The following is a 23,135-nucleotide window of genomic DNA, read 5'->3' on the forward strand; positions in this document are numbered from 1 at the left end:
CATCCAAGTGACCGTCATGACCAACAGCGCCGCGCCGCATCTGCTTCCAGTTTTCGCCAGGGCCGACCTTGGCTTCGAGCGCGGCGAAGGCTGCTGGCTGATCGCGACCAACGGCGAGCGCTATCTCGATTTCACATCGGGCGTCGCGGTGAATGCGCTCGGCCATGCCCATCCTGCGCTGGTCAAGGCTTTGCAGGAGCAGGCCACGAAGCTCTGGCACATGTCGAACCTGTTCCAGAGCCCCGACGGCGAGCGGCTGGCGGCGCGTCTGTGCAATGAGAGCTTCGCGGACTTCGTGTTCTTCTGCAATTCCGGCGCCGAAGCGCTGGAATGCGTGATCAAGGTGGTGCGCCGATATCACGCCGCAAAGGGCCATCCCGACCGCTTTCGCATGATCACGTTCGAAGGCGCCTTCCACGGCCGCACGCTTGCAACGCTGGCTGCCACCGGCTCGGCCAAATATCTCGAAGGCTTCGGTCCGCCGATGGAAGGATTCGACCAGGTGCCGCATGGCGACCTCGATGCCGTCAAGAAGGCGATCGGTCCGCAGACCGCCGGCATCCTGATCGAGCCGATCCAGGGCGAGGGCGGTGTGCGTTCGGCCACGCCGGCGTTTCTCAAGGCGCTGCGCCAACTTTGCGACGAGCGCGGCCTGTTGCTTGCGTTCGACGAGGTGCAGACCGGGATGGGCCGCACCGGCGATCTGTTCGCCCATCGCCGCCTCGGCGTCACGCCCGACGTGATGTCGCTGGCCAAGGCGCTCGGCGGCGGCTTTCCGATCGGCGCGTGCCTGGCGACCGCGGAAGCGGCGTCCGGCATGACCCCGGGTTCGCACGGCTCGACCTTCGGCGGCAACCCGCTCGCGGTCTCCGCCGCCAATGCGGTGCTCGACATCATGCTCAAGCCCGGCTTCTTCGATCACGTGCAGAAAATGTCGCTGCTGCTCAAGCAGAAGCTCGCGTCCGTGATCGACCGCCATGGCGACGTCGTCAGCGAAGTCCGCGGCGAGGGCTTGCTGATCGGCATCAAGGCCGTGGTGCCCTCCGGCGATCTGGTTGCGGCGCTGCGCGACGAAAAGCTCCTGACCGTCGGCGCCGGCGACAATGTCGTGCGTTTCCTGCCGCCTTTGATCGTCACCGAGGCCGAGATCGAAGACAGCGTTGCCCGGCTCGAACGCGCCTGTGCCGCGATTTCGGCGGGCCAGACCAAGCGGGCGGCAAGCTGATGAGCAAGACGCCCACACCAAAGCACTTCCTCGATATCGACGAGCTGCCGCTGTCGGAGCTCAAGAGCATGCTTGCTGCTTCCTCCGCCATGAAGGCGAAGCAGAAGGCGCATCAGCCGGTCAAGCCGCTCGAAGGCAAGACGCTGGCGATGATCTTCGAACGCCCTTCGACGCGGACGCGGGTGTCGTTCGATGTCGCCATGCGCCAGCTCGGCGGCGAGCCCATCATGCTCACGGGTGCCGAGATGCAGCTCGGTCGCGGCGAGACCATCGCCGACACCGCGCGCGTGCTGTCACGCTATGTCGACGCCATCATGATCCGCATCCTCAACCACGATGCGCTGCTCGAGCTTGCGGCCAACGCGACCGTGCCCGTCATCAATGGCCTGACGCGGCGCTCGCATCCCTGCCAGGTTATGGCCGACCTCATGACCTATGAGGAGCATCGCGGCCCGATTGAGGGCAAGACGGTGGCCTGGACCGGCGACGACAACAACGTGCTGGCGTCCTGGGCCCATGCCGCCGAACGCTTCAAGTTCCAGCTCAATGTGGCAACGCCGCCGGAGCTCGCGCCGAAGAAGGCGATGCGCGACTGGATCAAGGCGACCGGCGCCCCGATCATGCTCGGTACCGATGCGGAAGCCGCGGTGCGCGGTGCCGATTGCGTCGTCACCGACACCTGGGTGTCGATGGGCGACAAGGAAGGCGAGCACCGCCACAACGTGCTCAAGCCCTATCAGGTCAATGCCAAGCTGATGTCGCTGGCCAAGCCCGACGCGCTGTTCATGCACTGCCTGCCCGCCCATCGCGGCGAGGAAGTCACCGACGAGGTGATCGACGGCCCGCAATCGGTCGTGTTCGACGAGGCCGAAAACCGCCTGCACGCGCAGAAGGGCATTTTGGCCTGGTGCTTCGACGCGGTGAAGTAATCTCGCTGTCGTCCCAGTGGCGGCAGTGAGAGTGTAGTATCGGCGGCGCCTCATACGCGATCGTCGTCCCGGATAAGCGCGCCAGAAGTGCGCGCCGATCCGGGACCCATACCGCGGAATCCATCTTGGGGCAGGCAAGCGGAGACCAATGGTCTTCGCCAAACCAATATGGATCCCGGATCTGCGCTTGCGCTTGTCCGGGACGACATCGAGTTTGAAATTGCTTCGTAGATCCCAACTCGCATCCGGAACACGCTACTCAACTGCCCCCTTCCAATCCACCTCTTCCGACCCCAGATAGAGCGCCATGGTTTCCCAATCCCCTGACATGAAAACCGGGCCCGAAGGCCCGGTTCGCGCACCATCAGCGGTTCCGATCGATGACGCCGTGCTGCCCTACGAGATCGACGCGCTCGACGTGCGCGGGCGCCTGGTGCGGCTCGGCTCGGCGCTCGATGAGATCCTCACCAAGCACGACTATCCCGCCCCGGTCGGCAAGCTGCTCGGCGAAGCCATCGTGCTGACGACGCTGCTCGGTTCAACGCTGAAGTTCGAAGGCCGCTTCATCCTGCAGGCCCAGACCGACGGCCCGGTGTCGTTCCTTGTGGTGGATTACAAGGCGCCGGACCATTTGCGCGCCTATGCCCGCTATGACGCCGCGCGCCTTGGCGATGCACGTGACTCCGGCTCGCTGCTCGGGCGCGGCCATCTCGCCATGACCGTCGACCAGGGTCCCGACATGAGCCGCTACCAGGGCCTGGTCGCGCTCGACGGTGGCAGCCTGGAAGACGCCGCCCACGAATATTTTCTGCGTTCCGAGCAGATTCCGACGCGCGTCCGCCTCGCCGTCGGCGAGGAGTGGCGCTCGAACGATGGCGGCAAGCACCGCTGGCGCGCCGGCGGCATGCTGATGCAGTTCCTGCCGAAAGCGCCGGAGCGCGCGCAGCAGGCCGATTTGCATCCCGGCGATGCGCCCGAAGGCGTGCAAGTGCACAGCGTCGCCGAGGACGATGCCTGGGTCGAGGCACGTGCGCTGACCGACACCGTCGAGGATGTCGAATTGATCGATCCCGAGCTCTCGGGCGAGCGGCTGCTCTACCGTCTCTTCCACGAGCGCGGCGTGCGCGTGTTCAATCCGCTGGTCCTGAAGGCGCAATGCTCCTGCTCGCGCGACGCCGTCGCCGCCATGCTGAAGAGCTTTTCGCCGGACGATCGCGCCGCGATGGTCAAGGACGACAAGGTCGTCGTGACCTGCGAGTTCTGCTCGTCAGTCTATGAGTTCACGCCGCACGAGGCAGGCGTGGAGGGCGCGTGATGCGCCCATCCTCCGTCATTGCGAGCGCAGCGAAGCAATCCAGAGTCTTTTAGCGGAGGGATTCTGGATTGCTTCGCTGCGCTCGCAATGACGAGGTTGGGGAAGCTGCGCGCCGCCCCCTCAGTTCAACACCCGCTTGTTGTCCGGGCTGTCGAGCGAGAATGTCGGCACGTCGATGTCAAAACGCTCGCCGCTTTCGGTCACCATCTGGTAGCGGCCGGTCATGAAGCCCGAGGCGGTCGTGAGTGGTACGCCGGAGGTGTATTCGAAGCGCTCGCCGGGTGCCAAGATCGGCTGCTCGCCGACCACGCCCTCGCCCTTGACCTCCTGCTGCCGGCCGGAGGCGTCGGTGATGATCCAGTGCCGCGTCTTGAGCTGCACGGTCTCATCCCCGGAGTTGGTGATGACGATGGTGTAGGACCAGAAAAAGCGGGAGCGGTCGGCCGACGACTGCTCCGGAACAAAGTTCGGCTGGACGGTCACTTCGATCTGGCGGGTCACGGCGCGGTACATGGTTGGCATCATAACGAAATCCGGGCCGGGAACCAAACGCCGGAGGCGGTTTTCCCGACATCGTGCCGCCAGAATTCGAACGGAAGACGCCCCAATGTGATCCAGTCGCTTTGCGAGACCGCGGCCGGACGATACACTCCTTAACGTCTTAACGTCGCGATTTGCGTGAGGGTTTCGGGCCCCGATGACCATTGCCGACCAAGTGACGGGATCGACGATTGCGGGACCCGCGGACGCCAAATCCGCAGGTACGAGACCCCGTGCCGCCGCGCCGGCCATCACGCTGCCGGCCATCGGCGAGCGTGAGCTCAGGCTCGACCTGTTCCGCGGTCTGGCGCTGTGGCTGATCTTCATCGACCATCTGCCGACGAGCCTTCTGACCTGGTTCACGATCCGCAATTACGGCTTCAGCGACGCCACTGAAATCTTCATCTTCATCTCCGGCTATACCGCCGCCTTCGTCTATGGCCGCGCCATGCTGGAAAGCGGCGTCGTCATCGCCACCGCGCGCATCCTGCGCCGGGTCTGGCAGATCTATGTCGCCCACGTCTTCCTGTTCACGATCTTCCTCGCCGAAATATCCTACGTCGCGACCAGCTTCGAGAACCCGCTCTACACCGAAGAGATGGGCATCATGGATTTCCTCAAGCAGCCCGACGTCACCATCGTGCAGGCGCTGCTGTTGCGCTTCCGTCCGGTCAACATGGACGTGCTGCCGCTCTACATCGTGCTGATGCTGGCGCTGCCTTTGATCCTCTGGTCGATGAAATGGAAGCCCGACGTCACGCTCGGCCTCTCCGTTGTCCTCTACGCCGTCACCTGGGAATACGACCTCTACTTCTCGGCCTATCCGAACGGATTCTGGGCGTTCAATCCGTTGGCTTGGCAATTGCTTTTCGTGTTCGGTGCATGGTGTGCGCTCGGAGGTGCGCGACGCATGTCGCGCATTCTGGCTTCGCCCGTGACGATGTGGATCTCGATCGCTTATCTCGTTGCGGCGTTCTACGTGACGATGACCTGGTACGTGCCGCAATTGTCCCATCTGATGCCGAAGCGGCTCGAGCAGTGGATGTATCCGATCGACAAGACCGACCTTGACGTGCTGCGCTTCACCCATTTCCTGGCACTGGCCGCGCTCACCGTGCGCTTCCTGCCGCGGGATTGGCCGGGCCTGAGCTCGCCCTGGCTGCGGCCGCTGATCCTGTGCGGTCAGCATTCCCTGGAGATCTTCTGCCTCGGCGTCTTCCTGGCCTTCGCCGGCCATTTCGTCCTGGCCGAGGTGTCCGGCGGCCCGGTCATGCATGCGTTGATTAGTCTTTCGGGAATCCTGATCATGTGGGCCGTGGCCTGGGTGATTTCGTGGTACAAGCGCGTGGCTGACAAGAGCGGTTCGAAGACCAAAAGCGCCATCGGCAGCGCCGATATGGCGGGAGGGGGCTGATGAAGGCGAAGGTTCTCCTGAGCCTGATCCTGCTTTGCGGTGGTTTTGCCGCGCCCCCGGCGCGCGCGGACGCTGCTGCGCCGGCCGTTCCCGTTGCGCCCGCCGCCTGCGAATTGCCGCCCTATCTGCTTGCGACCGAGAGCCAGCTGCACAAGGTCGCCGACGCCGTGAAAGCGGGCAAACCGCTCGAGATCCTGGTCATCGGCAGCCGTTCGACCACGATTCCGGCCTCGGAGGACAGCTCCTATCCGGCGCGGATGCAGGCGATCCTGAAGGAAAAGCTGCCACCGTCGGAGGCCGTGCACGTCTCCGTAGAAATACAGAGCAAGAAAACGGCGGAGGAGGCCGCCACCACCTTCGTTAAGCTGATGGAAGCGAAAAGGCCTACTTTGGTCATCTGGCAGACCGGGACCGTGGATGCTATCCGAGCCATCGATCCCGACGAGTTTCGCGGCGCACTGACCGAAGGGGTTGCTGCGTTGCAAAATGCAGGGGCTGACGTCATCTTGATGAACTTGCAATACAGCCCACGGACCGAAACCATGATCTCGGCGCCGCCCTATCTCGATAATATGCGGGTGGTGGCCCAGGAGCATGACGTTCCGCTGTTCGATCGTTTCGCGATCATGCGGCAATGGAACGATCAGGGTCAGTTCGACCTGTTCAGCCCGTCTCGCGGCCCTGAACTGGCGAAGCAGGTCCATGATTGCCTTGGCCGGGCGTTGGCACAGTTTGTGATCGACGCTGCCCATCTGGGTCCGGTCCAGCCGCAAAATTGAGGTCTAGCGTTAATGAGTTCTCTCCGCCCTTTTTGCCTGACGACATGGCTGGCCGCGCCCGCAGCGGCGGCGCTGCTGTTGCTGACACCTGCTTCGCCGTCGCACGCGCAGTCGCACGCCGCACAGGCAACTCCCGCGCCAGCGCAAACCGCTAGTCCTGCTCCCGCATCGCCCTCCCAGACCACCGTTGCTGCCACCAACCCGGCCGCCGAGCAGCGCGGCATCGCCGCGCGCGCCATCGACAAGGTGAAGCAGGTCGCGAAATCCGCCGGCGACATTTTTGGCCGCGTGCCCTGCCTGCCGCCCAAGGGCAGCTCGAAGGCGATGGGCTCGCTGCCGCATGTCGCGAACAAGCTCGTCGCCGGGCAGCCCGTCGTGATCGTCGCATTCGGCTCGTCGTCGACCGCGGGCTACGGCGCGAGCTCGCCCGATTTCAATTATCCCAACCGTCTCGCCGCGCAGCTTCGCCGGCAATATCCGAGCGCCGACATCACCGTCGTCAATGCCGGCGTCGGCGGCGAGGACGCGCCCGAAATGATGAAACGCCTCCAGAAGGAGGTGATCGACGTGCATCCGGATATGGTGATCTGGCAGGTCGGCACCAATGCCGTGCTGCGCAATCTCGATCCCAGCGACACCGCCAAGCTCGTCGAGAACGGTATCTCCCGCATCCAGGCTGGCGGCGGCACCGATATCGTGCTGGTCGATCCGCAATATTCGCCGGCGGTCAACCAGCGCGCCGAGAGCGCCGGCAAGATGGTGAAGCTGCTCGGCAAGGTCGCCGAGCTCCGTCACGTCGGCATCTTCCCCCGTTTCGAGGTGATGCGCGACTGGCACGAGACGCAGTCGATCCCGGTGGAAAGCTTCGTCATTGCCGACGGCCTGCACATGAACGACTGGGGCTACGCATGCTTCGCCCAGCTCCTCGGCGACGACATCATCCGCTCCGTCGGCCAGATCAAGATCGGCGTCAACGTGCCCGCGGACGTGCGGACCTACCGGCCGATGTGACCTTGTAGGGTGGGTTAGCCCTGCGGCTGCGCGAAGCGCAGTCCGCTGGCGTAACCCACCATGCTTCAGCGAATGCCGAACGAAGTTGGTGGATTACGCCTTCGGCTAATCCACCCTACGAAGTTAGCCTCACGCCTTCTCCAGCGCTCTGGTGAGATCCTCGATCAGATCATCCGCATGCTCGAGCCCCGCCGAGAAGCGGATAAAGCCTTCGCTGATGCCGAGCGCGGCGCGGTCTTCCGGCTTCAGGCGCTGATGGGTGGTGGTCGCCGGATGCGTCACCAGGCTCTTGGCGTCGCCGAGATTGTTCGAAATCTTCGCGAGCTTGAGCTCGTTGAGCACGCGGAATGCACCCTGCTTGCCGCCCTTGACCTCGAAGCCGACCAGTGTCGAGCCTCCGCGCATCTGCTTCTTCACCAGCGCCGCCTGCGGATGATCGGCGCGGCCGGGAAAGACCAGCCTGGAAATCTTGGGATGGCTCGCCAGCACGTCGGCGATGCGGGCCGCCGTCTCGGTCTGCGCGCGCACGCGTACGCCCAGCGTCTCCAAACCCTTGAGCAGGACCCAGGCGTTGAACGGCGAGATCGACGGGCCGGTCTGGCGCATGAAATTGTGGATGTGCTCGGCGATGAAGGCTTCAGACGACAGGATGATGCCGCCGAGGCAGCGGCCCTGGCCGTCGATGTGCTTGGTCGCGGAATAGACGACGACGTCGGCACCAAGGGCGAGCGGGCTCTGCCAGATTGGTGTCGCAAACACGTTGTCGACGATCAGCCGCGCGCCGCCCTTGTGCGCGATCTCGGCAATCGCGGGAATGTCGAGCACGTCGAGCGTCGGATTGGTCGGGCTCTCCAGGAAGAATGTTTTCGTGTTCGGCTTCACCGCACGTTGCCACTTGTCGAGATCGAGGCCGTCGACCAGAGTCGTTTCGATGCCGTAGCGGGGAAGAAGGTCCTGCACGACATAGAGGCACGAGCCGAACAGCGCGCGCGAGGCCACAACATGATCGCCGGCCTTCAGCGGCGCCAGGATCGCGGTCGTCACCGCGGCCATGCCGGTCGCGGCCGAGCGGGCGGCTTCGGCGCCTTCGAGCTCGATCATGCGTCGCTCGAACATCGCGATCGTCGGATTGGAATAGCGTGAGTAGATGAAGCCGGGATCCTCGCCCTTGAACCGCGCCTCGCACTCCTCGGCGCTGTTGTAGACATAGCCCTGCGTCAGGAACAGCGCCTCGGACGTCTCGCCATATTGCGAGCGCAGGGTGCCGGAATGGACCAGACGGGTTTCGGGACGGTAATGTGCGGTGGACGCCGGGGACTTCGACATAGGACCTCTCCAACGTGACCATTCTTGAAAAATGGTCACAAAAAAACCGGCCTGGATATCTCCACTGGCCGGGATCACAGAGGTCCCCGGCCTGTTTAGCGATTTATTTAACGTGGCTGCAAGCCGGCCGGCTCAAATCACCACGGGATAAGTCATGCTCATATTCTGCAATGCCCTTTTCGTCAAGGCGTCCATCGGATAGCCGTAAAAGGCTCGTTTTGCCGCGTTTTCGGATATGTTTGACCCCGAAGAGGACCACCGTTTGACGTTCACGGTCGCTGCCGACGCCAATGGTATCCTGCCCGACCGCATGATCGCGGCGATGGCGGAGGGCGGCCTCATCCTGCCCGCCTACGACTTCGTCGAAAGCCAGATCCAGCCGGCGAGCCTCGACCTTCGCCTCGGCGACATCGCCTATCGCGTGCGCGCGAGCTTTCTGCCCGGCCCCGGCGCCACCGTCGCCGAGCGCATCGACGAATTGAAGCTGCACGAGTTCAGCCTCGCCGACGGCGCGGTGCTGGAGACCAACTGCGTCTACATCGTGCCGCTGCTCGAAAGCCTCGCGCTGCCGCCGGAGATTGTCGCGGCTGCGAACCCGAAGAGCTCGACCGGCCGGCTCGACGTCTTCACCCGCGTCATCGCCGACGGCACCCGCCGCTTCGACATGATCGGCGCCGGCTATCACGGCCCGCTCTATGCCGAGATCAGCCCGAAAACGTTTCCGGTGCTGGTGCGCGAGGGCTCGCGGCTCTCGCAGGTGCGCTTCCGCACCGGTGACGCCATCCTCAACGCCGACGAACTCGATGCGCTGCATGCGGCCGAGCGCCTCGTCGACATCGACGATGCCGATCTTTCCGGCGGCGTCGCCGTCTCCGTCGATCTCTCCGGCGAAAAGGGTTCTGGCTTCGTCGGCTACCGCGCCAAGCGCCACACCGGTGTGGTCGATGTCGATCGCCGCTCCGGCTATGCCATCGGGGAGTTCTGGGAGCCGATCTCGGCGCGTCCTGACGGCAGTCTCATCCTCGATCCCGGCGAGTTCTACATCCTTGCCTCCAAGGAAGCTGTGCAGGTACCGCCCGACTACGCCGCGGAGATGGTGCCGTTCGATCCGCTCGTCGGCGAATTCCGCGTGCACTATGCCGGCTTCTTCGATCCCGGCTTCGGCTATGCCGGCGCCGGTGGGCTGGGGTCGCGCGCGGTGCTGGAAGTGCGCTCGCGCGAGGTGCCCTTCATCCTCGAGCACGGCCAGATCGTCGGCCGCCTCGTCTACGAGAAGATGCTGTCACGCCCCGACGCCATGTACGGCCAGCGCATCGGCTCCAACTACCAGGCGCAGGGGCTGAAGCTGTCGAAACATTTTCGGGTGTAGTCACATCCTCAGCTGTCATGCCTCGGCTTGACCGGGGCATCCAGTACGCCGGGGCTCATCGGCTCCATCACGGTCGTCTCTGGAATACTGGATCGCCCGATCAAGTCGGGCGATGACACCGAGTGCGTGGTTGGTTGCGCCGCCTTGTCCGCGATGACACACTCCCGCAAAACAACAAGCCGGGAGCGAACATGACCGCCGCAGCAGATTCCACGCAGCAAGCCCAATGGAAACGCTGGCGCGCGGTCGCCGATCTCTATCACGCTTATTTCACCGGCCTCATCCTCACCGTGGTCACGCGGCGCGGCACGGCGGATGCTGCTGAGTTCGTCTTTCGCGTGTTCCGCCGCCAGCAGCAGGAACGCTTCCTGCCGGGCCTCGAAAAGCTCGGGCTCAGCCATCTGCCGCCGGCGGTCGCCGCTGCGCAATATCACTATCTCTCCAACTGGATCGGCGGCGTGCATGTCGAATACATGTACGAGAGCGACACCAAGGCCTGGATTCGCTATCCGCCGCCGCGCTGGATTTGGAAGGGCACCGCGATCTGCGGCGTGCCGGGTGAGGTCAGCCGCGCAATGTTGCGCGGCTGGCACGCCAACAATGGCGTCGCGCTCGGCGACACCAGGCTCGGCTTCGTCTGCACCAAGCAGAGCGTCGACGGCCAGGACGGGCTCGAAGGCTATTACCACCAATATGACCACCCGCTCGAGCTCGACCAGCGCCTGGTGTTCACGCGGCACCTGGAAGCGCCGCTGTTCGACGCGAAGGCCGCGCCGGCATTGCCGGTATCGAGCTGGCCAAAGCCGCGGCTCGAAAAGGCCTATCGCAACTATGCGATGGAATATGTGCGCACCGCCGCGCCGGTGATGGTGCAGCTGTTCGGGCCGGAAGACGCGGGCTATCTGCTGCACTTCACCGGCAAGCTGATCGGCATGCAATACTTTGACGACGTCGCCGCCGCACTGGCGATGAGCCGTGGCGGCGCGCCCGAATTCGCGGCCTTCCTCAACGCGCTATTCGCCGCGCAGGATGATGCGGCCGAGACGAGGCAATCCGAAGGCGCTCTCGAAATCCGCCAGCAGAGCTGGAGATTGATGGACGACGTCGCGGACTATCATGGTGCCTGCGCCAAGGTGCTGGAAGGGCTATTTGAAGGTCTCGCTGCCGGCTGCGGCCGGCATATTGGCGTGCATTTGCGTCCAGCCGCCGGCGGCCGGCCGCCCCTGGAGTGGACGATCGAATGAAGTACAGTGGTGCAGCGCCCTTCGCCTCTCCCCGCTCGCGGCAGGGTGATCGTATATAGCCTTTTGGGCGGCCTGAGCGCGCGCCTCGTCCTTCGAGACGACCGCTCCGCGGTCTCCTCAGGATGAGGCTGAGCGGCATCGGCGCCCGTTGAAACCGCTGCCGCGCACTCCATCCTCATCCTGAGGGCCCGCCCCAAGGCGGGCGTCTCGAAGGATCGGCCACAACAAGATCAGCCCATATGCGATTGCCCTGCCTCACGCGGGGGAGAGGCCGCATCCCATCGCTGCCGCGGGGCACGCCTGCGCCGGACGCAGGAGGAATCGGGGCGTGCCGTGCTAACAAGCCTCGCAACGCGCCTTTTTGCGCGAAGAAAACAATTGGCACACCTAGTTATTGCCCGCCGCATGCCGGCGATCCGTGCCCGGGAGAGGAAATGTCCGACATCGCCGAAATCCCGGTCGATGAGCAAGAGCGTCCGTTGCCGCCGCCCCCGCGCCCCGTGAAGAGCGCACTGATGGACGGCCCGATCCTGCGCACGCTGCTCGGACTCGCTTGGCCGAACGTCATTGCGCTGTCGGCCGGTACCTGCGTGGTGATCGCGGAAACCTCCTATATCGGACGGCTTGGTGTGGAAGCGCTGGCTGCGATGGCGCTGGTATTTCCGACCGTAATCCTGACCATGACGATGTCCGGCGGCGCCATGGGCGGCGCGGTTGCCTCGGCCATCGCGCGCGCGATCGGCGCCGGCGATCGCGAACGGGCCGGAACGCTCGCTGCGCATGCGATGCTGATCGGCATCGCCTTCGGCCTCGTCTTCATGCTGGGCATGCTGATCTTCGGCCCGCAGGTCCTGGAAATGCTCGGCGGCCGCGGCGATGTGCTGACGCATGCGGTTGCCTACACGCAGGTGTTTTTTGGCGGCGCCGTGCTGCCCTGGCTGCTCAACACCATGGCCGGCGTGCTGCGCGGCACCGGCAACATGAAGCTGCCGTCATTGTTGATCCTCAATTCCGCGGTCTGGCAGGTCGTGCTCGGCGGCACGCTGGGTCTCGGGCTCGGTCCCGTGCCGCAGCTCGGCATGCGCGGCGTCGCTGCCGGCGCGCTGATCGCCTATTCCATGAACATCTGCGTGATGGGCTGGTACCTGTTCTCCGGCCGTGCGCGCGTCGTGCCGAAGCTGCGCGGCTTGCGCGTGCAATGGGCGATGTTCTTCGACATCTTGAAGGTCGGCGCCATCGCCTGCTTCTCGCCGTTGCAATCGGTGCTGACGATCTCGATCTTCACCCACATGCTGGCGAAATTCGGCACCGCGATCCTCGCCGGCTACGGCATCGGTGCGCGGCTCGAATTCCTGCTGACCTCGATTGCATTCTCGTTCGGCATCGCCTCGGTGCCGATGGTGGGTATGGCGATCGGTGCCGGCCGCATCGCGCGCGCCCGGCGCATCGCGTGGATCGCGAGTGCCGCCGCCTTCGTGGCCGTCGGCACCCCGGCGTGCCTTGTCGCGCTGTTCCCAGATCTCTGGGTCAACATCTTCACCGACAGCGCCACCGTGCGCGCCACAAGTCACCAATACCTGTCGACGGTCGCGCCGTTCTACGCCTTCTTCGGCCTTGCAACCACGATGTATTTCTCGTCGCAGGCCGCGGCAAAGGTGATCGGGCCGGTGCTGGCGCAGACGGCGCGGCTGATCTACATCGCCGGCTGCGGCTGGTGGTTGTCGACGCATGACGCCACCGCGCAAAGCTTCTTCTGGCTGGCTGCGAGCTCGATGGTCGTGCTCGGCCTGCTCTCGAGCGCCAGCGTGTTTCTGACGCGCTGGGCTCCGCGCGAGAGCAAGCCTGCGATCCGGCCGGCGCTGTCGACGATGGCCGACTAGCGATGCCGGTGGCGGCGATGGCCGCCACCGCCGCCGACATTGGCGAGCCGCATCAGCTGCGGGATCATCGCCATCATGTCGCCGCCGCCCATGCCGTTCATTCCGGTCGGCATATAGCCGCCTCCGCCCACCGGCATGTAGCCGCCGTAATTGGGCGCGCCGAAGCCGCCGCCGCCGAGACCACCCAGGCCGCCGCCCATCATGCCACCAAGCCCGCCGCCGCCATTCTCCATCATGCGGCTCATCATCGGGCCCATGGTCTGCATCATCATGGCGAAGCGGCGCTTGCCCATCTTCGCCTTCATCATCTCCAGCATCGGCGCCATCTGGGTCATCATGTCCTCGCCGCCGGCACCTCCGCCGCCGCCCAAGCCCGCGAACTGCGCCTTGGCCGGCGTACTCGCGACGGAAAACAATAGCAGCACGGCGGCCGCCTGGCAGATCACCTTGTCCGCACCTCTCATGGCATGCTCCTCGCGTGCGTGGCGCCGCCGGGAGAGCGGAGCCAACCGGACGCACGCGGCCATGGTTACGGCTGGCGAGGGCAGGGCTCTGTGGGAAATGTCACAGAGCGGATCAGGCTGCTGCAGGCGGAAACGCCTTGTGCATGGCGATGACGGCGTCCTTGGTCTGCGCTTGCACATAGGGCGCAAGCTCGTTCGGCAGCATGTCGATGATCCAGACGAGGCGACACTTGCCGTCACCGTCGGCGATCACCTGCACCGATGCGCTGTAATGCGTCAGCCGCTCGTTGTTGATCGCATAGACCAGCCGCTGCCGTGCGTTGTCGCAATCGACCAGCACCTCGCGCGCCACAGAGCCATTGGCAAAGGTCACGATGCGCGCATCGCCGTCGAGGGTGCAGGCGGTGACGAAACCCGGCACCAGCCGCTGATGCAGCGCGCCGAAATCACGCACCGCGTCCCAGACGTCACGGGCGGGCGCATTGAGGGGAATGTCGTTGTGAATGGAGGCCATTGGGGATTTCCTGAGTGTGAGGAGACAAGGGTCGTGATGAGGCGTGCTTGGCGGAGGCGCATGCCATCGTCACAGGTGTCATCGCCCGACTTTGATCGGGCGATCCAGTATTCCAGAGACGGCAGTGATTGAATCGAGAAGCCGCGGCGTACTGGATGCCCCGGTCAAGCCGGGGCATGACAGCACCGGTGATAGTGGCGAAATCTCACACACAAACCGCCTCGACATTGTTGCCGTCCGGATCAATCAGAAACGCCGCATAGTAAGTCGGGCTGTAATCCCTGCGCGGTCCGGCGCCGCCATTGTCGCGGCCGCCGCTCTTCAGTCCTTCGCTATGGAATGACTTGACCGCGTCATGGTCCTTGGCACGAAACGCGATGTGGGCGCCGTCGGCCTTGCGGCCCTTGTTCAGATGCAGCCAGAGCGCCGGCGCGTCCTTGGGGCCGAACCCGGCATAGCCGTCGCCGCTCGAGCACAGGACATAGCCGAGCGGCGCCAGCACCGCGGTGTAAAAGCGCGTGGCGGCGTCGAGGTCTGCAACGCGCAGTCCGATGTGGTCGTACATGATCATCTCCATTGCAAAGCGCGCCGCGTGGTGGCGCGTGCCGGAGACGAATCTAGTCAGTTGAGGGCGAGGCGTTCTTGGAGAATCTTGCGCATCCCCCGCGAGGCCTGGCGGAACCTGGTCGGGGACACGCCGGCGGCGCGGTGGAAGGTGCGGACGAAGTTGGAGAGATCGCCGAAGCCGACGTCGTAGGCGATATCGGTGACCGCGATGTCATCGTCGGTCAGCAGGCGGGCCGCATGGCGCAGCCGCGAGCGCACCAGATATTGATGCGGGGTGACGCCGAGCACGGCGGAGAACAGCCGCAGGAAATGGAACGGGCTGAGGCCCGCCCGCTGCGCGGCCTGCTCGAGGTCGACCTCGCCGTGCGAGTTCTCGTCGATCCACAGCGCGGCTTCCACGGCGCGGCGGCGGTCGCGCGCCGAAGGCCGGGCCTGCTTGCGCGTCTTGCCGGAAACCGCATCGACAAAGCGGCCCGCAAAAATCTGGCCGACCTCGTCGAGGCCGATGTCGCTGTTGCCATCTGCCGCCGCTTGCGCCAGCTCGCCCAGCACCATCAGTTCCGGCAGCGGCGGCGTCGCGCCGACCCGCCAGACCTCGCGGCCTCCGCCGAGCGCGTCGACCAGATCCTCAGCAAGGAAGAACGACAGGCAGACGTCGCCGCTGACATGCTCGTGGGTGCAGGTGTATTCGTCGCCGGGCGCGCCGACCAGCACCGAGCCCGCCACCAGCTCGAAGAACCCGGCCCGGCAATGGCAGCCAAAGCTGCCGGAGCGGACATAGGCGATGGAATGACCGGTGCGGCATTCGGCAAATGGCTTGTCGGCCGGTCCCGCATTGCAGCGAAACTCGGAGACCGTCATCGCGCGCGTGGTCAGCAGCGTGGTTGCATCCATGCCACCTATCTAGGTGGAGGGCCTCGGTGGGGCAACGGGCAGCAGCACCTCGAACAGCGTCTTGCTGGCGACCGGATGCGCGCCGTCCAGCGCCAGCAGCCGCCGCTTGGAGATCACCCCGCCATAGGGCGAGAGCCGGTCGGCGTAATTGCCGGCCTCCAGCACCCGGTGGCAGGGCACGATCAGCATGTAGGGATTTTTCGCGATCGCCTGCGCTACCGAATGCGCCGCGCCGGAAGCCCCCAACACCTTGGCGATCTCGTGATAGGTGCGCGTCTCCCCGCGCGGGATGGTGCAGACGAACTCATAGACCCGCCGGTTGAAGGGGGGCACGTCGCCGGCATCCAGGCTGACCTCGGAAAAATCGGGATCGCTGCCTTGCAGCAGGGCTGCGATGCCCTCGATCGCAAGCTCGGCATTCTCGCACAGCCGCCGTTCGCGCGCGTCGGGATGGACCTGAAAAATCCGGCGGCGGGTGTCGATCTCCCGCGCCTCCGGCAATTGCACGCCCACCACGCCGGAATTGCTCCAGACGATGCCGCAGCGGCCTATCGCCGTGTCGAAAATCGCGTAAGCACGCCCCACCATACACACGCCCCCACGCAGTGTACGCTCTCCCCAGACGGGCAATCATAACACCGCCACAATCCGGCGCACCTGGAATCTTGACGAGACGTTAACAAGCGTCAGGTCGGGCGCGCCAAAGCGCTTGGCGGCGGGCGCCGTCTCGGCTAATCAGGGCGGGCGCTGGTGACTAGCGCAACGCGGGCGTAGTTCAATGGCAGAACGGCAGCTTCCCAAGCTGCATACGAGGGTTCGATTCCCTTCGCCCGCTCCAAAATTCCTTATTCTACAGGGTTTGTGCACAGCGCACGTGTATGAAAATAGCTGCATTTCTAGCTTGTTGTGGATAGGTCGTTCGTTGAATTGATTGTGATTTTTGGCACCTATGAGCACGATTTCCGTGCCAAAAACGAACCAAATTAGAAATGCAGCTCTCCACACCGCGACGTTGCGCGTTTCGCATCGTGTGGTTGAATGAACGTATATTAGCTAGTGCGCTTTGTTCTCTCGCTTTGTCACTAGCAGGCGGCGGAATAGAGCGAGAAGCAATCTTGTGTGATAGTCATTGTTACAAGCACGACTCAAAAGTCGTCGCAGTTACTAAGAGGTAGAAAAGACAATCTCGCCCGATAAGGTGGTGGAGATGTACGACAAGACGAAAGAGGAGGCCGAGAAAAAGATACTCCAGTCGTTCGTATTCGACGGCAATGATCTTCGGGGCGTGGTGGTCGAGTTCATGCCTGACTACCAGTCAGCGCCTAAAGCACTACGGCATCCGCTTCACGCTCAATCACACAGAACACATTCGGAAAATCATCCTTAAAAAAGACGCTCCCATCGACCGAGCCGGAGCCCATCAAATGCTGTCAGATGAGATCGTGCATGCCGTGAGCACGGAGGTATTTCGCACCCTCCCTTTAAAAGCTCGGAGTTACAGCAAGGAGACGTGATTGATGAATGTCTTCAAACGCAATGAAGAAGAACGGGCGAAGCGCGAAGCACAGGACGCTCCCCGTCGTACAGAAACAATCAAACGACGTAGCGAAGCCGCAGCGCGGCTCGAAACTGACTTGAAGGAGTTTCTACGCGAGGGCTTCTTAGATGTTGGGATTTCGCGTTCGGAGGAGATCGTAACCCTCACCGGTGCAGACAAAATGACTCTCGTCATTACCGTGATGGACGATCTGTATAGCCTTGAATATCCGGGCGCGACTGATGTAATGGCGCAGCACCGTAAGAATTTCGGCTGCTACGTCATGGAAAAGCAGATGACTGCCAAGGTGGCGGACTGGCTTAATGGCAAGCCCTGAGCGCTGATCTCAATCAGCTAGCAGCTTGGAACAGTGAGGACAATCCAACTCACTCTGCTCCACCGCTTCCTTGATCATGTCCGTGAAATCACGTCGGCTCAATCCAGCGGTTAGGGTGATCTCGCCGCTTGTGATCTTCTTGTTTGCTAGTTTGTACGCCGTCTGCAGGCGGTCGTCGTCAAATTGGTGAATGAGGACATCTTCGTGATGCGGACAACGCCGGACCGCGCCAGTAGTCGCAGCCATGTCCGCAGCCATATCGCGTGCCTCTTCCATGTAAATCGCAAGCTCGCTCATCGCACCCATACGCAACTCCTCTGACAATTGGGTGCCAGACTATGTGGGATCGGGCTTGCAAGGTGCAACTTAGCTTCCCGCGCAAAACCCCAAAAAAGAGGTGCCAAAAAGGAGCCAAAAGCTGTAACTATTTGAATTTACCTGCCCGTCGAATCCTTCCCAAGCTGCATACGAGGGTTCGATTCCCTTCGCCCGCTCCATCCTGCTTCGCGCCGGGGCACTTCGCAGGACTTTGATATTCCGGCAGCGCGAAGCAGGATGCCCTTCGAAGCTTCAGCGGAGAAGGGCGGCCGATGTTGTCCGTCGCACGCCGCGCAAAGATTCCAATATATTAGCCTCTCGCTCCCGGCGTTCGCGTCTGCCCGCGCCAATCTGCGGTCCGGTCGCCGCCGATGTTCGGATGAAGGCCAGGACTTACAAAAAATGGACCAGCAAAAGCTCGATCGCGCGATCGGTCGCCGATTGAAGACTGTGAGGACGCAGGCCGGCATGACGCTGAACGAACTCGCTGCGCGCTCGGGCGTGAGCCGGGCGATGATCGGGCGGGTGGAGCGGGCGCAGAGCAGTGCGACGGCGTCGTTGCTCAACAGGCTCTGCGCCGCGCTCGACGTGTCGCTGAGCGACGTGGTGGCGCTTGCCGAGAAGCCGCCGGAGCGGCTGGTGCGGCTCGCCGACCAGCCGCACTGGCGCGATCCCGACAGTGGCTATCGCCGGCGCCACGCCTCGCCGACGGATGCGGCGAGCGGCATCGAGGTCATCGTCGTCGACCTGCCGGCCGGTGCGCGGGTGCCTTACAGCCCCTGGGGCCGCAACGCCTTCACCCAGCAACTCCTGATGCTGGAGGGTGCGATCGCCGTGCACATCGACGCCAAGGCGGTTCGCCTGCGCGAGGGCGACTGCCTGGATTTCGACGTGATGCGCGCGGTGACCTTCGAGAACGAAACCAAACAGGACGCGCGCTACGTCATCATCACGCGGCGCGGCACCTCTTACGGAAGGATGTGAGACCCCGGCGATGAAGATCCGCACCGGCGACACCTATGATCCGCGCGTGATCGCGCTGCTCGACCATCACCTCGCGGCCGCGCGGGCACAGACCGCGCCGGGCAGTGCCCATGCGCTCGACCTCGCAGGGCTGCGCGCCGCGGATGTCGCATTCTGGACCGGCTGGGACGGCGAGATGCTGGTCGCCACTGGCGCGCTGAAGGCGCTCCTCGCCGATCATGGCGAGGTGAAGTCGATGCACACGGTCCAGGCCGCACGCCAGCGCGGTTTTGGCGGCCGGATGCTCCGCCACATCATCGCGGAAGCCCGCGCGCGCGGCATGACTCGCCTCAGCCTGGAGACCGGCTCATGGGACTATTTCAAGCCGGCGCACGCGCTCTACCGCGCGCACGGCTTTGTCCCGTGTGGCCCGTTCGAGGGCTATGTCGAGGATCCCAACAGCCTGTTCCTGACGCTCGACCTGACCGCCGGCTGAGCCCGGCCGGGGGCCCCACGATACTCGCAACTCAAAATTTCGGCGCTCCCTCAAAATGAGTTGCGTACCTCAGAAAACCTCTGCTAGCCTTCAGGGATGGCCGAGGACACTCTCACCGCCGCCGCGCTGACGCTGAAGGACATCGCCCGCCAGGCCGGTGTCAGCCTGGCGACGGTCGACCGCGTCCTGCACAACCGCCCCGGCGTACGGCCGGACACGATGCGGCGGGTCCAGGAGGCGATCGCGCGCAACGCGTTCCAGCCGCATGTCGCCGCCGCCGAGCTTGCCCGCGGCCGCGCCCGCCGCTTCGCCTTCGTGATGCCGTCGGGGCCGAACCCGTTCATGCAGCAGATCGAGGCTTATCTCGGCGAGATGTCGGGCTGGCTTGCGGCCCGCCGCCTCGGCGTCGAGATGATCGCGACCGACGTGTTCGACGCTTCCGTGCTTGCCGCTTCGCTGGAGGCGCTGGCGGGAGACTATGATGGCGTCGCGGTGGTCGCGCTCGACCATCCGGGCGTCCGCGCCGCGATCAACGATCTGGTCGATGCCGGCACCAAGGTGGTGACGCTGGTCTCGGACGTGCCCTCGTCGCGCCGCCATCATTATGTCGGCATCGACAACATTGCGGCCGGCCGCACCGCCGGCGCGCTGGTCGGGCGGCTCGCCGGCCAAAGCTCCGGCAAGGTCGCGATCCTCGCCGGCTCGCAGGGCCTGCGCGACCACGCCGAGCGCATCTTCGGCTTCACCCAGGTGATGGCCTCGGAGTTTCCGGAGCTCAGCGTGCTGCCGGTGCTGGAGGGACGCGACGAGGACGACCGTTCGGAACAGGTTTTGGCGCGGATGTTCGGCAGACATGCTGACATTGTCGGCCTTTATAACGTCGGCGCCGGCACGCAAGGCGTCGCCAAAGCGTTGGGCGATGCCGGCCGCGACAAGCAGGTGGTGTTCGTCGGACACGACGTCACGGCGTTGACGCGCCGGCTGTTGTTGCAGGGTGTGATGGATGCCGCGATCTCGCAGAACCCGGGACACGAAGCGCGCGCCGCCGTGCGCGTGTTGCTGGCGCTCGCGCGCGGCGAGCCGATCCTGCGCGAACAGGAGAAGATCAGGATCGACATCGTGATGCGGGACAATCTGCCCTAGGCGGCAGCGTGGATTGGTGAGGACGGCCCGCGGAACAGGCGACGGAGATCGCCAACCGGGTCAGCATGGGAGGACAAGGCGTGTATCTCGGCATGGACATCGGCACGTCCGGTGTGAAAGCGGTGCTCGTGAGCGAAGCCGGCGCGATTGTCGCGACGGCGGCGCGCGAGCTCGCGCTGTCGCATCCCGCGCCGCTGTGGTCCGAGCAGGATCCCGACGCCTGGGTCGATGCGGCGATCGGCGCCGTCGACGATCTCGCAGCCCATAATCCGCGCGAGGTCGCGCAGGTGCGCGGCATCGGGCTGTCCGGCCAGATGCATGGCGCGACGCTGCTCGGCGAAGACGGTCGTCCGCTGCGCCCGGCCATTCTCTGGAACGACGGCCGCTCGCAGGCCGAATGCGACCGGCTCGAGCGGCGCTGTCCGTCGCTGCACGCCATTGCCGGCAATCTGGCGATGCCCGGATTCACCGCGCCGAAGTTGTTATGGGTCGCGCGGCACGAGCCCGACATCTTCGAGCGCGTCGCAAAGGTGCTGTTGCCCAAGGCCTATGTCCGCTACCGCCTGACCGGCGAGATGGTCGAGGACATGTCGGACGCCGCAGGCACTTTGTGGCTCGATGTCGGCCAGCGCCGCTGGTCCGCGCTTCTGCTGCATGCCACCGGGCTCGATCTGCATCACATGCCGCGCCTCGTCGAGGGCAGTGCGGCCAGCGCGATGCTCGCGCCAAAATTCGCGCAGCGCTGGGGCATGGCGAAGGACGTCATGGTCGCCGGCGGTGCCGGCGATTGCGCGGCGAGCGCGATCGGGCTCGGCGCGATCGCACCTGGCGATGCGTTCCTGTCGCTGGGAACGTCCGGCGTGGTGTTCCGCGTCACCGATCGCTTCGTACCGGCGCCGGCCTCGGCCGTGCATGCGTTCTGCCACGCGCTGCCCGGCCTCTGGCACCAGATGGGTGTGATGCTGTCGGCGGCGGCTTCGCTCGCCTGGCTCGCGGGCGTGATGGAGACGCCGGCCGCCGCGCTGCTGGCGCCGCTCGGCGAGCACGTCGACGGACCCAGTCCGGTCAAGTTCCTGCCGTATCTCGACGGCGAGCGCACGCCGCACAACGACGCTGCCGCCAGCGGCGCCTTCGTCGGCCTGCGCGGCGCGACCGGGCGCGGCCAGATGGTCCAGGCCGTGCTCGAAGGCGTCGCTTACGCCGCGCGCGACAATCTGGCGGCGCTGAGCGCGGCGAGCGGGCCGATCGCGGAAGTCGACCTCGTCGGCGGCGGCTCGCGCTCGCCGCTATGGGCGCAGATCTGTGCCGACGTGCTCGGCATCCCCGTCCATCGCGTCGAAGAAGGCGAGGTGGGGGCCGCGCTCGGCGCCGCCCGACTCGGCCGCATCGCTGCGACGGGCGAAGACCCGGCCCAGGTCTGTGTTCGTCCGCGGCGGCTCGCAAGTTTCGCGCCGCGGGCATCCGTCACCTCCGCCTACGACGATGCCTATCGCCGCTGGCGCAATCTCTACCCCGCGTTGAAGGAGCCGATTTAAGTGAACGCGCCAGCCAAATTCTTCGATGCAACCCAACCTGTCGCCTTCGGCGGCAAGGATGCCAAGAGCCCGCTCGCCTTCCGCTGGTACGACAAGGACCGTATCGTGCATGGCCGGCGGCTCGAGGATCATTTGCGCTTTGCGGTCTGCTATTGGCATTCGCTGTGCTGGCCGGGCGGCGATCCCTTCGGCGGCGAGACATTTTTGCGACCCTGGCATCACGGCACCGATCCGATGGCGCTGGCGCGCGCGAAGGCCGACATCGCCTTCGAACTGTTCCGCCTGCTGGATGTGCCCTTCTTTACCTTCCACGACGTCGATGCGGCGCCGGAGGGCGCCTCGCTCGCGGAGTCCGTCGCCAATCTCAACGCGATTGCCGATCTGTTCGAACAGAAGATGGCCTCGGGCAAAGTCCGCCTGCTCTGGGGCACCGCCAATTTGTTCACGCATCGCCGCTACATGGCGGGTGCCGCGACCAATCCGGATCCCGACGTCTTCACCTATGCCGCCGGCCAGGTCCGCGCCGCGCTGGAGGTGACGCACCGGCTCGGCGGCCAGAACTACGTGATGTGGGGCGGGCGCGAAGGCTATGAGACCCTGCTCAACACCGATCTCAAGCGCGAGCTCGACCAGCTCGGCCGCTTCGTCGCGCTAGTGGTCGAGCATAAGCACAAGATCGGCTTCAAGGGCCCGATCCTGATCGAGCCCAAGCCGAAGGAGCCGACCAAGCATCAATATGATTTCGACGTCGCCACCTGCTACGGCTTCCTTGAGCGCTACGATCTGCTGAACGACGTCAAGCTCAACGTCGAGCAGAACCACGCCATCCTTGCCGGCCACTCCTTCCATCACGAGGTCGCGCTCGCCGAGGCGCTCGGAATCTTCGGCTCGCTCGACATCAACCGCGGCGACGACCTGCTCGGCTGGGACACTGACCAGTTCGCGATGAACGTGCCCGAGCTCGCGTTGGTGTTCCACGAGCTCCTGAACCGCGGCGGCTTCACCTCGGGCGGGCTCAATTTCGACGCCAAGATCCGGCGGCAGTCGATCGACCCCGATGATTTGATCCACGCCCATGTCGGCTCGATGGACGCCTGCGCGCGCGCCTTCCTTGTCGCGGCCGACATGCTCGACGCTGGCGCTCTCACCGCGCCGCTCGCCGAGCGCTACGGCGGATGGGCGGGCCCTGAAGGCCGCGCCATTCTCGGCGGGCAACGTTCGCTCGCCGATCTCGCCGACCGCGCGCTCAGCCCGGGCTTCGATCCGCAGCCGCGCTCGGGCCGGCAGGAATATCTGGAATCGCTGGTCAACCGCTATGTCTGAGGAAAGGCCGCT

24 protein-coding genes, 1 tRNA gene and 1 riboswitch are annotated in these 23,135 nt (G+C 64.7%); of the genes, 17 read left to right on the top strand and 8 right to left on the bottom strand.

All coding sequences use genetic code 11. From position 1 onward, the window contains the following. Positions 1–16: 16 nt before the first annotated feature. From GWG65_RS01955 to GWG65_RS01965, 3 genes are all read left to right on the top strand, one after another. Positions 17–1,225 carry an aspartate aminotransferase family protein gene (locus tag GWG65_RS01955; protein ID WP_275193615.1) on the top strand — a complete coding sequence of 403 codons (1,209 nt, stop codon included), beginning with the start codon at positions 17–19 and terminating at the stop codon, positions 1,223–1,225. Beyond that, positions 1,225–2,154, top strand: a complete 930-nt coding sequence (gene argF / locus GWG65_RS01960) for an ornithine carbamoyltransferase (protein ID WP_275193616.1) — start codon at positions 1,225–1,227, stop codon at positions 2,152–2,154. Before GWG65_RS01955 ends, argF begins: the two co-directional genes overlap by 1 nt. A gap of 307 nt (positions 2,155–2,461) precedes the next feature. Further along, positions 2,462–3,469, top strand: a complete 1,008-nt coding sequence (locus GWG65_RS01965; protein ID WP_275193617.1) for an Hsp33 family molecular chaperone — start codon at positions 2,462–2,464, stop codon at positions 3,467–3,469. Positions 3,470–3,589: 120 nt separating this feature from the next. On the opposite strand, the gene apaG is transcribed toward GWG65_RS01965, so the two are convergent. Continuing rightward, positions 3,590–3,982, bottom strand: a complete 393-nt coding sequence (gene apaG, locus GWG65_RS01970) for a Co2+/Mg2+ efflux protein ApaG (RefSeq protein WP_187435836.1) — start codon at positions 3,980–3,982, stop codon at positions 3,590–3,592. A gap of 184 nt (positions 3,983–4,166) precedes the next feature. Between apaG and GWG65_RS01975 the strand changes: the two genes are divergently transcribed. From GWG65_RS01975 to GWG65_RS01985, 3 genes are read left to right on the top strand one after another with little or no spacing between them, the layout of a single operon-like run. Further along, positions 4,167–5,423 (top strand): OpgC domain-containing protein, encoded by a 1,257-nt coding sequence (locus tag GWG65_RS01975; protein ID WP_275193619.1) that lies wholly within the window; start codon positions 4,167–4,169, stop codon positions 5,421–5,423. After that, positions 5,423–6,202, top strand: a complete 780-nt coding sequence (locus GWG65_RS01980; RefSeq protein ID WP_275193620.1) for an SGNH/GDSL hydrolase family protein — start codon at positions 5,423–5,425, stop codon at positions 6,200–6,202. Before GWG65_RS01975 ends, GWG65_RS01980 begins: the two co-directional genes overlap by 1 nt. Before the next feature lie 12 nt (positions 6,203–6,214). Next, positions 6,215–7,213 (top strand): SGNH/GDSL hydrolase family protein, encoded by a 999-nt coding sequence (locus GWG65_RS01985; RefSeq protein ID WP_275193621.1) that lies wholly within the window; start codon positions 6,215–6,217, stop codon positions 7,211–7,213. Positions 7,214–7,342: 129 nt separating this feature from the next. Here GWG65_RS01985 and GWG65_RS01990 read toward each other — a convergent pair whose 3' ends face one another. Further along, positions 7,343–8,539: an O-succinylhomoserine sulfhydrylase gene (locus tag GWG65_RS01990; RefSeq protein WP_275193622.1), complete on the bottom strand. Its 1,197-nt coding sequence runs from the start codon at positions 8,537–8,539 to the stop codon at positions 7,343–7,345. Between the two features lie 74 nt (positions 8,540–8,613). Further along, positions 8,614–8,693: riboswitch (SAM riboswitch) on the bottom strand. A 108-nt stretch (positions 8,694–8,801) separates the two neighbouring features. Between GWG65_RS01990 and GWG65_RS01995 the strand changes: the two genes are divergently transcribed. The 3 genes from GWG65_RS01995 to GWG65_RS02005 all read left to right on the top strand — a co-directional run bounded on the left by GWG65_RS01995 (position 8,802) and on the right by GWG65_RS02005 (position 13,032). Next, on the top strand, positions 8,802–9,908 hold the full coding sequence (locus GWG65_RS01995; protein ID WP_275193623.1) for a 2'-deoxycytidine 5'-triphosphate deaminase: 1,107 nt from the start codon (positions 8,802–8,804) through the stop codon (positions 9,906–9,908). Positions 9,909–10,099: 191 nt separating this feature from the next. Then, complete coding sequence (locus tag GWG65_RS02000; protein ID WP_275193624.1) at positions 10,100–11,152, top strand: hypothetical protein; 1,053 nt, start codon at positions 10,100–10,102, stop codon at positions 11,150–11,152. A 434-nt stretch (positions 11,153–11,586) separates the two neighbouring features. Further along, positions 11,587–13,032: an MATE family efflux transporter gene (locus GWG65_RS02005; protein ID WP_275193625.1), complete on the top strand. Its 1,446-nt coding sequence runs from the start codon at positions 11,587–11,589 to the stop codon at positions 13,030–13,032. On the opposite strand, the gene GWG65_RS02010 is transcribed toward GWG65_RS02005, so the two are convergent. The 5 genes from GWG65_RS02010 to GWG65_RS02030 form a co-directional block, all read right to left on the bottom strand. Next, a complete protein-coding gene (locus tag GWG65_RS02010; RefSeq protein ID WP_275193626.1) occupies positions 13,029–13,496 on the bottom strand; it encodes a hypothetical protein in 468 nt (155 codons plus the stop codon). The two genes, GWG65_RS02005 and GWG65_RS02010, sit on opposite strands and share 4 nt — an antisense overlap. A gap of 112 nt (positions 13,497–13,608) precedes the next feature. Further along, positions 13,609–14,010 carry an SRPBCC family protein gene (locus GWG65_RS02015; protein ID WP_275193627.1) on the bottom strand — a complete coding sequence of 134 codons (402 nt, stop codon included), beginning with the start codon at positions 14,008–14,010 and terminating at the stop codon, positions 13,609–13,611. 205 nt (positions 14,011–14,215) lie between these two features. Further along, the gene (locus GWG65_RS02020) at positions 14,216–14,575 is read right to left on the bottom strand and encodes a VOC family protein (RefSeq protein WP_275193628.1); all 360 of its coding nucleotides are present in this window, start codon (positions 14,573–14,575) and stop codon (positions 14,216–14,218) included. A 56-nt stretch (positions 14,576–14,631) separates the two neighbouring features. Then, positions 14,632–15,471: an AraC family transcriptional regulator gene (locus GWG65_RS02025; RefSeq protein WP_275193629.1), complete on the bottom strand. Its 840-nt coding sequence runs from the start codon at positions 15,469–15,471 to the stop codon at positions 14,632–14,634. Positions 15,472–15,480: 9 nt separating this feature from the next. Continuing rightward, entirely contained in the window at positions 15,481–16,059 is a 579-nt protein-coding gene (locus GWG65_RS02030) for a methylated-DNA--[protein]-cysteine S-methyltransferase (protein WP_275193631.1), read from the bottom strand. A gap of 176 nt (positions 16,060–16,235) precedes the next feature. Between GWG65_RS02030 and GWG65_RS02035 the strand changes: the two genes are divergently transcribed. The 3 genes from GWG65_RS02035 (at position 16,236) to GWG65_RS02045 (ending at position 17,345) form a co-directional block, all read left to right on the top strand. Next, positions 16,236–16,309 (top strand) — tRNA-Gly (locus tag GWG65_RS02035). A 369-nt stretch (positions 16,310–16,678) separates the two neighbouring features. Further along, entirely contained in the window at positions 16,679–16,858 is a 180-nt protein-coding gene (locus GWG65_RS02040; RefSeq protein ID WP_275193632.1) for a hypothetical protein, read from the top strand. Between the two features lie 130 nt (positions 16,859–16,988). After that, positions 16,989–17,345, top strand: a complete 357-nt coding sequence (locus tag GWG65_RS02045; protein WP_275193633.1) for a hypothetical protein — start codon at positions 16,989–16,991, stop codon at positions 17,343–17,345. A gap of 9 nt (positions 17,346–17,354) precedes the next feature. Here the strand turns inward: GWG65_RS02045 and GWG65_RS02050 are convergent, their stop codons facing one another. Next, positions 17,355–17,651: a hypothetical protein gene (locus tag GWG65_RS02050; protein ID WP_275193634.1), complete on the bottom strand. Its 297-nt coding sequence runs from the start codon at positions 17,649–17,651 to the stop codon at positions 17,355–17,357. A 414-nt stretch (positions 17,652–18,065) separates the two neighbouring features. On the opposite strand from GWG65_RS02050, the gene GWG65_RS02055 reads away from it, so the two are divergent. The 5 genes from GWG65_RS02055 (at position 18,066) to xylA (ending at position 23,123) form a co-directional block, all read left to right on the top strand. Beyond that, positions 18,066–18,647: an XRE family transcriptional regulator gene (locus GWG65_RS02055; RefSeq protein WP_275193635.1), complete on the top strand. Its 582-nt coding sequence runs from the start codon at positions 18,066–18,068 to the stop codon at positions 18,645–18,647. 10 nt (positions 18,648–18,657) lie between these two features. Beyond that, positions 18,658–19,122, top strand: coding sequence for a GNAT family N-acetyltransferase (locus GWG65_RS02060; RefSeq protein WP_275193636.1), 465 nt, complete (start codon positions 18,658–18,660; stop codon positions 19,120–19,122). 96 nt (positions 19,123–19,218) lie between these two features. Beyond that, complete coding sequence (locus GWG65_RS02065; protein ID WP_275193637.1) at positions 19,219–20,265, top strand: LacI family DNA-binding transcriptional regulator; 1,047 nt, start codon at positions 19,219–19,221, stop codon at positions 20,263–20,265. A gap of 80 nt (positions 20,266–20,345) precedes the next feature. Continuing rightward, the gene (xylB, locus tag GWG65_RS02070; protein WP_275193638.1) at positions 20,346–21,800 is read left to right on the top strand and encodes a xylulokinase; all 1,455 of its coding nucleotides are present in this window, start codon (positions 20,346–20,348) and stop codon (positions 21,798–21,800) included. After that, positions 21,801–23,123, top strand: coding sequence for a xylose isomerase (xylA, locus tag GWG65_RS02075; RefSeq protein ID WP_275193640.1), 1,323 nt, complete (start codon positions 21,801–21,803; stop codon positions 23,121–23,123). It abuts the gene before it with no gap. Positions 23,124–23,135 lie beyond the last annotated feature (12 nt).

This window comes from Bradyrhizobium sp. CSA207, from assembly GCF_029051685.1.
GTDB lineage: Bacteria > Pseudomonadota > Alphaproteobacteria > Rhizobiales > Xanthobacteraceae > Bradyrhizobium.

Excerpts from the sequence above, each read along its gene's own strand:
- GWG65_RS01955 (WP_275193615.1), top strand. The coding sequence starts at position 17 with ATGACCAACAGCGCCGCGCCGCATCTGCTTCCAGTTTTCGCCAGGGCC.
- argF (WP_275193616.1), top strand. The coding sequence starts at position 1,225 with ATGAGCAAGACGCCCACACCAAAGCACTTCCTCGATATCGACGAGCTG.
- GWG65_RS01965 (WP_275193617.1), top strand. The coding sequence starts at position 2,462 with ATGGTTTCCCAATCCCCTGACATGAAAACCGGGCCCGAAGGCCCGGTT.
- apaG (WP_187435836.1), bottom strand. The coding sequence starts at position 3,982 with ATGTACCGCGCCGTGACCCGCCAGATCGAAGTGACCGTCCAGCCGAAC.
- GWG65_RS01975 (WP_275193619.1), top strand. The coding sequence starts at position 4,167 with ATGACCATTGCCGACCAAGTGACGGGATCGACGATTGCGGGACCCGCG.
- GWG65_RS01980 (WP_275193620.1), top strand. The coding sequence starts at position 5,423 with ATGAAGGCGAAGGTTCTCCTGAGCCTGATCCTGCTTTGCGGTGGTTTT.
- GWG65_RS01985 (WP_275193621.1), top strand. The coding sequence starts at position 6,215 with ATGAGTTCTCTCCGCCCTTTTTGCCTGACGACATGGCTGGCCGCGCCC.
- GWG65_RS01990 (WP_275193622.1), bottom strand. The coding sequence starts at position 8,539 with ATGTCGAAGTCCCCGGCGTCCACCGCACATTACCGTCCCGAAACCCGT.
- GWG65_RS02000 (WP_275193624.1), top strand. The coding sequence starts at position 10,100 with ATGACCGCCGCAGCAGATTCCACGCAGCAAGCCCAATGGAAACGCTGG.
- GWG65_RS02005 (WP_275193625.1), top strand. The coding sequence starts at position 11,587 with ATGTCCGACATCGCCGAAATCCCGGTCGATGAGCAAGAGCGTCCGTTG.
- GWG65_RS02010 (WP_275193626.1), bottom strand. The coding sequence starts at position 13,496 with ATGAGAGGTGCGGACAAGGTGATCTGCCAGGCGGCCGCCGTGCTGCTA.
- GWG65_RS02015 (WP_275193627.1), bottom strand. The coding sequence starts at position 14,010 with ATGGCCTCCATTCACAACGACATTCCCCTCAATGCGCCCGCCCGTGAC.
- GWG65_RS02020 (WP_275193628.1), bottom strand. The coding sequence starts at position 14,575 with ATGTACGACCACATCGGACTGCGCGTTGCAGACCTCGACGCCGCCACG.
- GWG65_RS02025 (WP_275193629.1), bottom strand. The coding sequence starts at position 15,471 with ATGGATGCAACCACGCTGCTGACCACGCGCGCGATGACGGTCTCCGAG.
- GWG65_RS02030 (WP_275193631.1), bottom strand. The coding sequence starts at position 16,059 with ATGGTGGGGCGTGCTTACGCGATTTTCGACACGGCGATAGGCCGCTGC.
- GWG65_RS02040 (WP_275193632.1), top strand. The coding sequence starts at position 16,679 with ATGTACGACAAGACGAAAGAGGAGGCCGAGAAAAAGATACTCCAGTCG.
- GWG65_RS02045 (WP_275193633.1), top strand. The coding sequence starts at position 16,989 with ATGAATGTCTTCAAACGCAATGAAGAAGAACGGGCGAAGCGCGAAGCA.
- GWG65_RS02050 (WP_275193634.1), bottom strand. The coding sequence starts at position 17,651 with ATGGGTGCGATGAGCGAGCTTGCGATTTACATGGAAGAGGCACGCGAT.
- GWG65_RS02055 (WP_275193635.1), top strand. The coding sequence starts at position 18,066 with ATGGACCAGCAAAAGCTCGATCGCGCGATCGGTCGCCGATTGAAGACT.
- GWG65_RS02060 (WP_275193636.1), top strand. The coding sequence starts at position 18,658 with ATGAAGATCCGCACCGGCGACACCTATGATCCGCGCGTGATCGCGCTG.
- GWG65_RS02065 (WP_275193637.1), top strand. The coding sequence starts at position 19,219 with ATGGCCGAGGACACTCTCACCGCCGCCGCGCTGACGCTGAAGGACATC.